The sequence below is a fragment of the Nitratireductor sp. WH36-1 genome (assembly GCF_058725515.1).
The window spans coordinates 612,279-625,619 of record NZ_JBZXDP010000002.1; the positions used below are offsets into that span (position 1 = coordinate 612,279).

Annotated in this window: 13 protein-coding genes and 1 riboswitch; of the genes, 9 read left to right on the forward strand and 4 right to left on the reverse strand. The window is 63.6% G+C overall.

The annotated features are described in order from the left end of the window. The first annotated feature begins 4 nt into the window (after window positions 1-4). The 8 genes from argE to purU all read left to right on the forward strand — a co-directional run bounded on the left by argE (window position 5) and on the right by purU (window position 7,868). Window positions 5-1,171 carry an acetylornithine deacetylase gene (gene argE / locus AC4PTT_RS22005; RefSeq protein WP_492162736.1) on the forward strand — a complete coding sequence of 389 codons (1,167 nt, stop codon included), beginning with the start codon at window positions 5-7 and terminating at the stop codon, window positions 1,169-1,171. Window positions 1,172-1,544: 373 nt separating this feature from the next. Continuing rightward, window positions 1,545-1,669: riboswitch (TPP riboswitch) on the forward strand. Between the two features lie 113 nt (window positions 1,670-1,782). Beyond that, window positions 1,783-3,600 carry a phosphomethylpyrimidine synthase ThiC gene (thiC, locus tag AC4PTT_RS22010; RefSeq protein WP_492162737.1) on the forward strand — a complete coding sequence of 606 codons (1,818 nt, stop codon included), beginning with the start codon at window positions 1,783-1,785 and terminating at the stop codon, window positions 3,598-3,600. A 3-nt stretch (window positions 3,601-3,603) separates the two neighbouring features. Then, complete coding sequence (gene thiO, locus AC4PTT_RS22015) at window positions 3,604-4,578, forward strand: glycine oxidase ThiO (RefSeq protein ID WP_492162738.1); 975 nt, start codon at window positions 3,604-3,606, stop codon at window positions 4,576-4,578. Then, window positions 4,562-4,759, forward strand: a complete 198-nt coding sequence (gene thiS, locus AC4PTT_RS22020; protein WP_206546446.1) for a sulfur carrier protein ThiS — start codon at window positions 4,562-4,564, stop codon at window positions 4,757-4,759. Before thiO ends, thiS begins: the two co-directional genes overlap by 17 nt. A 1-nt stretch (window position 4,760) precedes the next feature. Then, window positions 4,761-5,534 (forward strand): thiazole synthase, encoded by a 774-nt coding sequence (locus AC4PTT_RS22025; protein WP_206553091.1) that lies wholly within the window; start codon window positions 4,761-4,763, stop codon window positions 5,532-5,534. Beyond that, complete coding sequence (locus AC4PTT_RS22030; RefSeq protein WP_492162739.1) at window positions 5,531-6,136, forward strand: thiamine phosphate synthase; 606 nt, start codon at window positions 5,531-5,533, stop codon at window positions 6,134-6,136. The genes AC4PTT_RS22025 and AC4PTT_RS22030 overlap by 4 nt, the downstream gene beginning before the upstream one ends. Next, window positions 6,127-6,876, forward strand: a complete 750-nt coding sequence (locus AC4PTT_RS22035; RefSeq protein WP_492162740.1) for a hydroxymethylpyrimidine/phosphomethylpyrimidine kinase — start codon at window positions 6,127-6,129, stop codon at window positions 6,874-6,876. Before AC4PTT_RS22030 ends, AC4PTT_RS22035 begins: the two co-directional genes overlap by 10 nt. A 137-nt stretch (window positions 6,877-7,013) precedes the next feature. Further along, a complete protein-coding gene (purU, locus tag AC4PTT_RS22040) occupies window positions 7,014-7,868 on the forward strand; it encodes a formyltetrahydrofolate deformylase (protein WP_206553094.1) in 855 nt (284 codons plus the stop codon). A 694-nt stretch (window positions 7,869-8,562) separates the two neighbouring features. Here purU and AC4PTT_RS22045 read toward each other — a convergent pair. The 4 genes from AC4PTT_RS22045 to AC4PTT_RS22060 are packed head-to-tail and all read right to left on the reverse strand — an operon-like array spanning window position 8,563 to window position 12,225. Further along, window positions 8,563-10,071, reverse strand: a complete 1,509-nt coding sequence (locus tag AC4PTT_RS22045; protein WP_206546442.1) for a tripartite tricarboxylate transporter permease — start codon at window positions 10,069-10,071, stop codon at window positions 8,563-8,565. 4 nt (window positions 10,072-10,075) lie between these two features. Beyond that, the gene (locus AC4PTT_RS22050; protein ID WP_162742448.1) at window positions 10,076-10,507 is read right to left on the reverse strand and encodes a tripartite tricarboxylate transporter TctB family protein; all 432 of its coding nucleotides are present in this window, start codon (window positions 10,505-10,507) and stop codon (window positions 10,076-10,078) included. After that, window positions 10,504-11,472 (reverse strand): Bug family tripartite tricarboxylate transporter substrate binding protein, encoded by a 969-nt coding sequence (locus tag AC4PTT_RS22055; RefSeq protein ID WP_206553095.1) that lies wholly within the window; start codon window positions 11,470-11,472, stop codon window positions 10,504-10,506. The genes AC4PTT_RS22050 and AC4PTT_RS22055 overlap by 4 nt, the downstream gene beginning before the upstream one ends. Before the next feature lie 60 nt (window positions 11,473-11,532). Beyond that, window positions 11,533-12,225, reverse strand: a complete 693-nt coding sequence (locus tag AC4PTT_RS22060) for a GntR family transcriptional regulator (protein ID WP_206546440.1) — start codon at window positions 12,223-12,225, stop codon at window positions 11,533-11,535. Between the two features lie 150 nt (window positions 12,226-12,375). Between AC4PTT_RS22060 and AC4PTT_RS22065 the strand changes: the two genes are divergently transcribed. Beyond that, window positions 12,376-13,341 (forward strand): hydroxymethylglutaryl-CoA lyase, encoded by a 966-nt coding sequence (locus AC4PTT_RS22065; RefSeq protein WP_206995914.1) that lies wholly within the window; start codon window positions 12,376-12,378, stop codon window positions 13,339-13,341.

Below are 13,341 nucleotides of genomic sequence, written 5' to 3' on the forward strand. Positions count from 1 at the left end.
CACCATGTCACTGCTTGAGAATGCCAAGAGCCGCCTGAAGGATCTGGTCGCCTTCGATACGACGAGCCGCTACTCGAACCGGCCGCTCATCGACCACATGGCGGCGTTCCTGCGGGAATACGGCATCGAGCCGGTCATTTTGCTGGACGAGACGGGCGAGAAGGCAAACCTGATCGCCCGCATCGGCCCTGCCGACGTTCCCGGCGTCGTGCTGTCCGGCCACACCGATGTGGTGCCGGCGCTGGAAAAGGGCTGGACCTCCGGTCCGTTCGACCTGACCGAGCGCGACGGAAAGCTCTATGGCCGCGGAAGCTGCGACATGAAGGGCTTTGCCGCCTGTGTCATGGCGATGGTGCCGCAGCTGGCAGCCGCGAAGCTGGAAAGGCCGGTCTGGCTCTGCTTCTCGCATGACGAGGAAGTGGGCTGCCTCGGTGCGCCGGCCATCGCCGAATGGCTGGCCGCGCTCGACGTGCCGCCCATGCTGGCGATCATCGGCGAGCCGACCGATATGACGCTGGTGACCGGCCAGAAGGGCAAGATCGCCATGCGCTGCCATGTGCATGGCACGTCCGGCCACTCCTCCTTCGCGCCCGATCATGTCAACGCCATCGACTATGCGGCGCGCATCGTTTCGATGATCGCCGAACGCGGCGAGCAGATCGGCGAGGAAGGCCCCTTCGACCGCGACTTCACGGTGCCGCATTCGACCATGCTGGCGACCATGATTTCCGGCGGCGTCGCCACCAATGTGACGCCGGATCTGTGCAGCTTCACCTTCGAGATTCGCAGCCTGCCGACCCATGATGCGCGGGCCGAACTGGAATCTCTGAAAAAGCGCGCAAACGAAGAAATTTTGCCGAAAATGCAGGCGAAATGCGCCGAAACCGGCATCGAATGGGAAGAAATTTTCGCCTATCCGGCGATGGGCGACAGCACGTCGACCGACGGCTTCGCCTTCTTCCGCGACATCATGCCGGAGTGGTCGGGCAAGGTGTCCTACGGTTCGGAAGGCGGTGTGTTCGAGACCATCGGCGGCATCCCGTCGGTAATCGTCGGCCCCGGCTCGATCCGCCAGGCGCACAAGCCCGACGAGTTCGTTGCCATCGAGCAGCTGGACCTTTGCCTCGATTTCCTGGGCAAGGTCGCCCGGAAGGTCACCGAACCGGCCTGACCTAGGGTTAGGACCCATTAATATGACCGCAATGGCGTTCGATAGACCAAGAGATGCCAGGAAAAGCCCGCAGAGCGGGGTCTTCCCCCGGTCAAGGGGTTTGACGCGGCAGGTCGCCGGTCTATCGAGCGTCCTTCGGATCAGCCTGATTTGCACGGGCTACTTTGTCGCAAAGCCTTGAAAGACGTGAAGTCTTCCTGCGGCCTTGCTTCGCGTATCCGCACAAATCAGGCCGACCATTGCGGCCATATTAATGGGGCCTGACCCTAAGCATTCCGGCCCGGCCGCTCAGCGCGGCCGGCCCTCCCTGACGCGGAGTTCTGCACAACCGCGTCAGCCTGCTTGACAAGCAGCACCGCCTTCGCCCACCCTAAAGCCTCACCTGGGGGGTCCCGCCAAGGGGCTGAGATTCTGCTGGCATGGTTTTCCATGCAGCGCAGTGACCCGATGAACCTGATCCAGTTCATACTGGCGTAGGGATGGTGCATGCTTGGCGGGTCACAGGCTTATCGCGGCCGAAAACCGTTTCCGTACAGGAACGTCACAGCTCTTCCTCCTCTCGGCACGAACTGGGTCTCCATTGCTGAACGAGCAGAGGAGGCTCTGAACCCATGGACGCATTTGCCCCGACCGTAACCACCGGCCCGTTGCCGGCGTCGCGCAAGGTCTACAAACCCGGAACGCTTCACCCCGAGATTCGCGTGCCCATGCGCGAAATCGCCGTGCATCCAAGCGCCGGCGAACCGCCGGTGACCGTTTACGATTCCTCCGGCCCATACTCTGATCCCGACATGCTGATCGAGATCGACAGGGGCCTGCCGCGCATCCGCGAAGCCTGGGTAAAGGCGCGCGGCGACGTGGAAGCCTATGAGGGACGCCACGTCAAACCGGAAGACAATGGTTTTGCCACCGGCGACCGGCTGACGCCGGAATTTCCCATTCGCCATCAGCCGCTGAAAGCGAAGGACGGCAAGGCCGTCACGCAGCTCGCCTATGCGCGCGCCGGCATCATCACGCCGGAGATGGAATTCATCGCCATCCGCGAAAACCTCGGACGCGCGCAGGCCAAGGCCGCGCTTGCCCGCGACGGCGAGAGCTTTGGCGCATCGATCCCCGATTTCGTGACGCCGGAATTCGTGCGTGACGAGGTGGCGCGCGGCCGGGCCGTGATCCCCTCCAACATCAACCACCCGGAAGCCGAGCCGATGATCATCGGCCGCAACTTCCTCGTGAAGATCAACGCCAATATCGGCAATTCCGCCGTCACCTCTTCCATGGCAGAGGAAGTGGAAAAGATGGTGTGGGCGACGCGCTGGGGTGGCGATACGGTGATGGACCTGTCGACCGGCCGCAACATTCACAACATCCGCGAATGGATCATCCGCAATTCGCCCGTGCCGATCGGCACCGTGCCGATCTATCAGGCGCTGGAAAAGGTGAACGGCATTGCCGAAGACCTGACCTGGGAGGTGTTCCGCGACACGCTGATCGAACAGGCCGAACAGGGCGTCGACTATTTCACCATCCATGCGGGTGTGCGCCTGCACTACATTCCGCTGACGGTCGACCGTGTCACGGGTATCGTTTCGCGCGGCGGCTCGATCATGGCCAAGTGGTGCCTGGACCACCACAAGGAGAGCTTTCTCTACGAGAACTTTGCGGAAATCTGCGACATCTGCCGCGCCTATGACGTGTCGTTCTCGCTGGGCGACGGCCTGCGGCCCGGCTCCATCGCCGACGCCAATGACGCAGCCCAGTTTGCCGAGCTGGAAACGCTGGGCGAACTGACGAAGATCGCCTGGGAGAAGGACTGTCAGGTTATCATCGAAGGCCCCGGTCATGTGCCCATGCACAAGATCAAGGAAAACATGGACAAGCAGCTCGAGGTCTGTGGCGAGGCCCCGTTCTATACGCTTGGGCCGCTCACCACGGACATTGCGCCGGGCTATGACCACATCACGAGCGGCATCGGCGCGGCGATGATCGGCTGGTATGGCACGGCCATGCTCTGCTACGTCACGCCGAAAGAGCATCTGGGCCTGCCTGACCGCGATGACGTGAAGACAGGCGTCATCACCTACAAGATCGCAGCGCATGCGGCGGACCTCGCCAAGGGGCATCCGGCGGCGAAGATCCGCGATGATGCGCTTTCGCGGGCGCGCTTCGAGTTCCGCTGGGAGGATCAGTTCAACCTCTCGCTGGACCCGGAAACGGCGCGTAATTTCCATGATCAGACCCTGCCGAAGGAGGCGCACAAGGTGGCGCATTTCTGCTCCATGTGCGGCCCGAAATTCTGCTCCATGCGCATTTCCCACGATATCCGCGCCGAGGCGCAGAAGGAGGGGATGGCGAAGATGGCGGAGAAGTTCCGCGAGGGCGGCGATCTCTACATGCCGCTCGACCAGGTGGCGGCGGAGAACGGGGACTGACCCATGCATGTCCTCATTCGCGGGGCCGGCATTGCCGGCCTCACGCTGGCCCATGAGCTTGTCCGGGCGGGCGCGCAGGTGACTGTCTGCGACGTTCGCACCGGACCGGCGGGCAGCGCCTCATGGCTTGCCGGCGGGATGCTTGCGCCCTGGTGCGAGCGCGAGAGCGCGGAGGAGCCGGTTCTGACACTGGGACGCCTTGCTGCGGACTGGTGGGACACGGCGCTGCCCGGCCATGTGTTGCGCAATGGAACGCTGGTGGTCGCGCCTGCGCGCGATGCAGCAGAACTCAACCGCTTCGCCACCCGCACGGGCGGCCATGATTGGCTGGATGGCGGCGGCGTGGCCGCACTGGAGCCCGATCTCGCCGGACGGTTTCGGCGTGGGCTCTTCTTCCGGGACGAAGCGCATCTCGACCCGCGCCGGGCGATGACGGCGCTGATCGCCAGGTTGAAAGCGGCAGGTGTACGCTTCGCTTACGGTAATGATACGCCGGTTGAGGCGGACAGGATTGCCGATTGCACCGGCATGGCGGCCGCTGACGACGGGTTGCGCGGGGTGCGCGGCGAAATGCTTCTGCTGCGCACGAAAGAGATCAGCCTTTCACGCCCGGTGCGTCTGCTTCATCCGCGTATTCCGGTCTATATCGTGCCGCGCGAGGGGCATCACTTCATGGTCGGTGCGACGATGATCGAAAGCGATGATGACGGGCCGATCAGCGCCCGCTCGACAATGGAACTCCTGAACGCGGCCTACAGCCTGCACCCGGCCTTTGCGGAAGCGAAGATCGTGGAGACGGGCGCCGGTGTGCGCCCGGCCTATGCCGACAATCTGCCGCGGGTGAAGCAGACCCGGGAGGGAATCAGCGTGAACGGCTTTTATCGCCATGGCTTTCTGCTCTCACCCGCAATGGCGCAGGAGGCGGCGGCCCTGATCCTGAACGAACGCGTGGAGGCTCTGAATGAAGCTCACGGTTAATGGCGAGGAGCAGCGCGTGACGGCAACGACGCTTGCCGCCCTTCTCGATGAACTCGACTATGCGCCCGACTTTCTCGCCACGGCGCGTAATGGCGAACTGGTGCCGGCGGGAGAGCGCGTTCTCTGCACGCTCGATGAAGGCGACCGGATCGAAATCCTCTCGCCCATGCAGGGAGGCTGACATGCTGACGCTCTACGGCGAAACGCTGACATCGCGGCTTCTGCTGGGCACTGCGCAATACCCTTCCCCCGCCATCATGGCCGAGGCGGTGCGGGCTTCGGCCTGCGATATCGTGACCGTGTCGCTGCGACGCGAGACGGCGGGAAACCGCACTGGCGGGCAGTTCTGGGAGCTGATCCGGGAACTGGGCGTGCGGGTTCTGCCCAACACGGCCGGATGCCACTCGGTGAAGGAAGCGGTGACCACGGCGCAGATGGCACGCGAGCTTTTCGGCACGGACTGGATCAAGCTCGAAGTGATCGGCCACCATGACACGCTTCAGCCGGACGTGTTTGGCCTCGTGGAAGCCGCGCGCATCCTGAGTGCCGAGGGTTTCAGGGTGTTTCCCTACACGACCGACGATCTGGTGGTGGCCGAACGGCTTCTTGAGGCGGGATGCGAGGTTCTGATGCCCTGGTGCGCGCCCATCGGCTCGGCGCGCGGGCCTGTGAACGTGGACGGATTGCGGGCGATCCGGGCGCATTTCCCCGACATTCCGCTGATCGTGGATGCGGGACTTGGACGCCCCTCGCATGCGGCCATGGTGATGGAGCTTGGTTTCGACGCGGTTCTTCTGAACACGGCCGTTGCAAAGGCCGGCGATCCGGCAGCGATGGCGGCAGCCTTTGCCGGGGCGGTCGAGGCCGGCCACGTGGCTTTTCGCGCCGGGCCGCTGGAGCCGCGCGACATGGCCGTTCCCTCAACCCCGATTATTGGCAAGGCCGTTTTCGAATGAAGCTTGATCCCTTTTATCTCATCGTTGACAGCGCGGCGTGGATTGCCCGGCTTGTGCCTCTGGGCGTGAAGCTGGTGCAGTTGCGCATCAAGGAGATGGATGAGCAAAACCTCAAGGCCGAGATCGCCGAGGCAAAGCGCATCTGTGCCGGTCACGACTGCCAGCTGATCGTCAACGACCACTGGCGGCTTGCCATTGAGACGGGCTGCGACTTCATCCATCTGGGACAGGAAGATCTGGCGGAAGCCGATCTTGGCGCGATCCGCGCGGCGGGGATGAAACTTGGCATCAGCACCCATGATGGAGCGGAACTGCGCACGGCGCTTGCCGAAAAACCGGAATATGTGGCGCTCGGCCCGGTCTATCCAACGATCCTGAAGAAGATGAAATGGGCGCCACAGGGGCTCGACCGGCTGGCCGACTGGCGAAAGCGTGTCGGCGATGTGCCGCTGGTGGCGATTGGCGGGCTGAACCCGGAGCGGTTGCCCGGCGTGTTTGGAGCCGGTGCGGACAGCGCCGCCGTGGTGACGGACATAACGCTGAACCCCGATCCGGAAGCGCGCACCCGCGAATGGCTTGCGGCGACGGAGAAATGGCGATGAGTGCGGCGCATGTGCTGGTGGTCGCCGGCTCGGATTCCTCCGGCGGGGCCGGTATTGCGCGCGACATCGAGACGATTTCGGCGTTCGGCGTGAAGACATGCCTTGCCGTGACGGCAGTGACCGTGCAGACGCATGAGTCGGTGAGCCGCGTCGACCTCTGCGCCCCTGAGATGGTGGAAGCACAGATGCTTGCCGCCCTTTCGGCAAACCGGGTGACGGCGATCAAGATCGGCATGCTGGGAGCCGGTGAGACGGTGGAGCGCGTCGCGGCCATTCTGCGCGCAAATGCCGACATTCCGGTGGTGCTCGATCCGGTGATCGCTTCGTCTTCCGGGCGGGCGCTGCTTGCCGAAGATGCGATTGAAACCATGCGCGAAAAGCTGATGCCGCTTTGCAGCCTTGTGACGCCCAACCTGCCGGAACTGGCGCTTTTGACGCGAGAGGAAGAAGCGGAATGCGAGGCTAACCGGCATGCGCAGGCAGGCCGGATGCTTGCCGGGGGCGTGCGCGCGCTGCTGGTGAAGGGTGGACATGCGCGTGGTGTTCGCGCGGTTGACACGCTCTTTCGGGCGGACGGGCCGTCGCTTCGTTTTGATGGACCGCGCCTGCCCGGCGCAATGCGCGGCACCGGCTGCATGCTGGCGAGCGCCGTCGCTGCTGGCCTTGCCCGGGGCGATGCGCTGGAGGCAAGCGTGCGGACGGCCAAAACCCATCTTTCCGAACGCTGGCTGGCTGCCTGAGGCAGGCTGCGCCCGGCTGTCACTCAGCGTCAGCCTTGGTGAGACACTAAAACCATTTCAATCCTCGTTCGATGGCGTATAAAACGCCCCGCGCCTGCGGGCGCTTTTCCTTTCAGATCACAAGTTCAGGCAAAGCCATGACCGAGAAGACGTTTCACATCAATCTTACCTGCGAAGATCGCCCCGGCATCGTGGCGGCAGTGACGACGGAACTCGCCGGTCTGGGTGCGAACATCGCTGAATCCAACCAGTTCTGGGATCGCCAGAGCAACCGCTTCTTCATGCGCATTGCCGCGACCGCGCCCGAGGGCGTGGAACGCGACGGGCTGATGCGCGCGCTGGAGCCGGCCATTGCGCGCTTCGACATGAAGACCGCGATGAGCGACACGACGCGGCGGCCGAAGATCATCATCATGGTGTCGAAGTTCGATCACGCGCTGCTGCACCTGCTCTACCAGATCCGTGTCGGCTGGCTGGACGCCGAGGTGGTGGCCATCGTTTCGAACCATGAGGATTCACGCCACACGGCGGAGATGGAGGGCATCCCCTATCACTGCTGGAAGGTGAACAAGGAGAACAAGCAGGAGCAGGAAGCAAAGCTGCTTGAGCTATTCAAGGAGACGGGCGCGGATCTCGTCATCCTCGCGCGCTATATGCAGGTGCTTTCGAACGAGCTCTCGAACCGTCTCTACGGCAAAGTGATCAACATTCACCATTCGTTTCTGCCGAGCTTCAAGGGCGCGAAGCCCTATCATCAGGCGCATGAGCGCGGCGTGAAGCTGATCGGCGCGACGGCGCATTATGTGACGCCGGATCTCGATGAGGGGCCGATCATCGAGCAGGAAACCGAGCGTGTGACGCATGCCATGACGGCAGAGGATTTCGTTGCCACCGGCCGCGACATTGAAAGCCGGGTTCTGGCCCGCGCCGTGAAGCTGCACCTGGAAAACCGGGTGATGATGAACGGGCACAAGACGGTCGTCTTCGGGTGACACCTGTCAACAGTGTGTCGTGAAGGGCGCTCGGGTGTTTTGATCCCGTTCTCCGGTTTTCGTCATGCCCGGCCCTGAGCGGGGTATCCATGCCGTCGTCGGCGCAAATGATTGCGGTTCTGGCATGGATCCTCGGGTCAGGCCCGAGGATGACGAAGTGTGAAGGGCTGGGGTTGGTTCCGCCCGCCGTAGCACGGTTTTGCTTCTGCGCGCGGAAAGTGCGCGTGGAGAGCATGTAGGACGGTGAGGCCCGACATGCGCAGGATGTTGCCGGTCACGCTGAGGGTTGGGCGTCCCGCTTTGCTCTCCGGTTTTCGTCATGCCCGGCCCTGAGCCGGGTATCCATGCCGTTGTCGGTGCAGATGATTGCGGTTCTGGCATGGATCCTCGGGTCAGGCCCGAGGATGACGAAGTGTCGAGGTGGGCTGGAACTGGTTCAGCCCGCTGTCGCGCTGTTTTGCCTCTGCGCGCGGAAAGTGCGCGGGGAAAGTGCGTAGGAAGGCGGGGCCTGACATGCGCAGGTTGTTGCCGGTCACGCTGAAGGTTGGGCGTCCCGCTTTGCTCTCCGGTTTTCGTCATGCCCGGCCTTGAGCCGGGTATCCATGCCGTTGTCGGCGCAGATGATTGCGGTTCTGGCATGGATCCTCGGGGCAGGCCCGAGGATGACGAAGTGTGGAGGTGGGCTCGCGCTGGTTCAGCCCGCCGCAGCGCGGTTTCGCCTGCGGGCGCGGAAGGCGAGCAGGAAGGCGAGGCCCAGCATGGTTGCGGTGATGGCGTAGAGTGTCAGCGCGATGGGGCTTGAGACCAGAATCTGGAAGTCGCCATTCGAGATGGAGAGTGCGCGGCGCAGATTGTTTTCCATGTCCGCACCCAGAAGCAGCCCCAGAATGACCGGCACCAGCGAAATGCCCAGCATGCGCAGGATGTAGCCGATCACGCCGAACCCGACCATGACGAACAGGTCGAAGGTGGAATGGCTGATCGAGTAGACGCCCAGGAAGCTGACCATCACGACGAAGGGCATCAGCACCCATTGCGGCATGGAAAGCATGCGCGTGAACAGGCCGATCATCGGGATGTTCATGATGAGCAGCGCGACATTGGCCAGATAGAGCGCGGCGATGAGGCCCCAGACCAGTTCCGGCTGCCGGTCGAAGAGCAGCGGGCCGGGCTGGATGTTGAGCGAGATGAGCAGCGCCAGCATGACGGCGGTGGTGCCGCTGCCGGGAACGCCGAGCGTGAGCATCGGAATGAGCGCGCCGCCGGACGCGGCGTTGTTGCCGGCCTCGGGCGCAGCGATGCCGCGTGGATCGCCCTGCCCGAATTTGCCGTCCTTGGCGCTCCAGCGCTGTTCGGCGATGTAAGACATGAACGCGCCGAGTGATGCGCCGGCGCCCGGCAGGATGCCGCAGACAAAGCCGATGACCGAGCCGCGCAGATTGGCCCAGCCGCCGGACATCATGTCCTTGAAGCGCGGCAGCGCACGGCCAAGCGGGACCATTTTGGTTTCGCCCTGATGCACCCGCTCCAGATAGACCAGCACTTCGGAGATGGCGAAAAGGCCGACAATGGCAACGATGGGATCGAACCCGTCATAGAGATGGAACGAACCGGCGGTGTAGCGCGCGGTGCCCGTGGCCGGGTCGAGACCGACCGTCGCGATCATCAGGCCGATGAAGGCTGCGAGCAACGTCTTGAACGGATTGACCGAGGTGATACCGCCAATGGTGGCGAACGCCATGACATAGAGTGCGAAATAATCGGCGGGGCCGAAATAGATGGCGGCCTTGGCCAGAAGCGGCGCAAACAAGGTGAGGCCGATGGTGGCGAAGGTCGCGCCGATGAAGGAGGCGACGGCAGAGATGGCCAGCGCTTCCGACGCCTTGCCGGCGCGCGCCATGGGGTAGCCGTCGAGCGTTGTCATGATCGCCGGTTCATCGCCGGGGATGTTGAGCATGATCGACGAAATGCGCCCGCCATACATGCAGCCATAATAGATGCATGACAGCATGATGAGCGCCGAGGTGGGCTCCAGCCCGAGCGAGAAGGCGAGCGGGATGAGAATGGCAACGCCGTTTACCGGACCAAGGCCCGGCAGCGCGCCGATCAGCGTTCCCGCAAAGCAGCCGAACAGCGCCAAAGCCAGATTGGTCGGCGTGATGGCGACCGCAAAGCCTTGCGCAAGGGCGGAGAGCATATCCATGAAATCAGCTCACGAATTCTGGGAGAAGCGGCAGCGGCAGGCCGAGCAGCTTGTCGAAGGTGAGGAACAGGAACGCGCTCATGATTGCCGCCGAAGCGATGGATTTCGGCCAGGAACTGCGCAGAATGCGCCCGAAAAGCGCGACGGCGATGAAGGTGGCAAGCGGAAAACCGAGCACTTCCAGAAAGCCCGCATAGGCAAGCAGCAGCGAGACCGCCGCCACCTGCAGCAACAGCGGCTTGCCCGTGACCCAGGCCGGTTCCTCATCGGGCCGGATGATCATGACCAGACTGAGAATGGCCGCAGGCACGGACAGCATGACGGGGAAGGCCGCGGGGCCAAGAGGGTCGCCGAAGCTCGCCTCATAGTCTCCCGCGGTCACGCCGTACCAGATCGAAATGGCCAGAAGAAAAAGGCCGACGATCCTGTCTGTCACTTGATGACTCCGATCTCCTGGGAAATCTTGCGCATCTGCTCGGACTGGTCCTTCACATAGGCTTCGAATTCGTCGCCGCCGCGCCAGACCGGAACAAGGCCGTTGGCCTGCGCCGTCTCTTTCCAGTCATCAGTGTCATAGAGGTTCTGCAGACGGTCGACCCAGGCGCTGTAGCCTTCATCGGACACCTCGCCGCCCGTGTAGAAACCGCGCCAGTTGTAGCCAGTCACGTCGAGGCCCTGCTCCTTGGCGGTCGGGGCGTCGGGGAAGGCAGGAATGCGGTCGTCGGAAAGGGCTGCGAGAATGCGCACATCGCCCGATTCCACAAAACCTGCGATCTCGCCGAGATCGGTGGAGACCGCCTGCACCTGACCGCCGATCATCTGCGTGACGGCCGGGCTGCCGCCGTCGAACTGCACCCAGCGGATCTGCTTGTAGTCATCGCCGGAAAGGCCTGCGGCCTGCGCCAGCATGAGAAGGCGGATGTGGTCCCAGCCGCCCGCACCGGACGAACCGGCGACGGCAAGCGCGCTCGGGTCTTTCTTGAGCGCCGCAACCAGATCGTCGAGCGTCTTGAATTCGGAATCCTTCGGCACGAGAATGACGCCGACATCGGTGCCGAGCATGGCAACCCAGCGCATCACGGATGTGTCTGCCGGATATTTGCCCTGCGCGATCTGCGTGACGCCCACCGTGGAGGTGGCGACCATCAGATCCGCGTCATCGGCGCGCGAGGACATGACCTTGGCATAGGCAACTGCGCCCACGCCGCCCGGCATGTTGGTGACCTGCACCGGGGCGTCCACGCGTTTCTGGTCAAAGAGCATCTTGCCGATGGTGCGGCAGGTGAAGTCCCAGCCGCCGCCGGGGTCGGCGGGCGCAATGCATTCGGCTGCCGTCGCGCCGGCAACGGAGAGCGACGTCCAAACGACGGCCGCTCCAAAGAGCTTCGATAATTTCATCATCAAGTCCTCCCTTGTTGAAACCGAGATGCGAGATCCCGAAGCCGGTTTCCCTGACCGGCCTCAGCCTCCTTCCACGAACCCGCGCGCGCCAAAAAGGCGACGCGAATCCTCCAGCGCCTGCAGGATCTGCCCACGCACATCCTGCGCATGCCTGCGAATGGCGGCGGCGGCCTCCTCAGTCTTCCGCTGCCTTACAAGCGCTATGATTTCATTGTGTTCGCGATGGGCGATCGCGCGCGCCTCCGGCGAGCTGGCAACCAGCCAGCGGGCGCGGATCGTGCGGTTGACCGCATCCTGCACCGCGTCGCGCAAAAAGCGGTTTCCCGAAAGGGCCGCAAGCTGCACGTGAACGTCGAGCCCGGCCTCGAACCAGTCGTCCGGCGTGAAATCGCTTAAGCCCTCATCCACCGTGCGCAGAATGACATCCAGCTCTTCGGGCCTGGCGCGTTCACAGGCAAGGCGGATCGCCGCATCCTCAACGATCTCGCGGTATTCGAAGATCTCTTCGAGCTGCTGGAGATCGAATGGCGCAATGGCGTAGCCGCGTTCTGCCCTGACCACGAGCCCTTCGCGGATCAGTTCTGCCAGCGCCTGCCGGATGGGCGTGCGCGACACGCCATAGGCGGCCTCCAGCGAACGCTCCGAGACGACCTCGCCCGGCGCGAGCTTGAGCGACAGCACATCGCCGCGAATGCGCGACAGGACGCGCTCGCCAAGCGGCTGTTCGGACATGTCGCGCGCGGCCTCACCCATGGGTCGTCTGTCTTCCTCCCGGATGCGCAGCCGATGCCCGGGCCGCGCCATTGTTCTTCCGGTGGCCATTTTCTGAAGGGCCATTGACCGGACTTTGCGAGACGGTATACCAATCCGGTCTACCGATGCAATCAGGTGGGAGGAAAAATCGTGACAGCAGCAACCGGCCACCATGTGAAGGGCTTCCCCGAGACCGTCAGCGTCATTGAGGTGGGGCCGCGCGACGGATTGCAATCGGAACCGGAATTCGTGCCGACGGACAGGAAAATCGCCCTCGTCAACGGGTTGATCGATGCCGGCATCCGTCATCTGGAGGTGACCTCCTTCGTTTCGCCGCGCGCGGTGCCGCAACTGCGCGATGCAGCAGATGTTCTGGCCGGGATCGACCGCTCGAAGGGTGCGGTGCTGACTGCGCTGGTGCCCAACGCAAAGGGCGCGGTTCGTGCAGCCGAGGCCGGCATCGACGCGATGGTCGTTTTCATGTCGGCGTCGGAGAGCCACAATCTGAAGAATGTGAACCGCACCCGCGCCCAGTCTCTGGAAGGGTTTGCGGACATCGTGCGGATTGCCGGAGAAGCGAACATTCCCGTCTTCGGCGCGATTGCGACGTCGTTCGGCTGCCCGTTTGAGGGCAATGTGCCGGTGAGCGCCATCGTGGACATTGCACGGGCCTATCGGGACATGGGCATCACCACGCTTTCGCTGGGCGACACCACCGGCATGGCCACGCCGCCGCTGGTGCAGGAGCGCTGCCGCGCGCTTGGCGAGGCGGTGCCGGAAGCCGACATCGCGCTGCATTTTCACAATACGCGCGGTGTGGGGCTGGCCTGCGTCTATGCCGGGCTTCTGGAAGGCGTGACCCGCTATGAGGCAAGCATTGGCGGGCTCGGCGGCTGCCCCTTCGCGCCGAATGCGACGGGCAATATCTGCACCGAAGATCTGGTTTACATGCTGGATGAATGCGGCGTGGAAAGCGGCGTCGATCTCGACAGGCTGATCAGGGTTTCGCGGCAGGCGGAAGCGGTGATCGGGCGCACCCTGCCCGGCCAGGTTATGAAGGCGGGGCCACGGCTTCAAACCTACGGCATGGACAGTGTTGCGACGGCCAATGGCTGA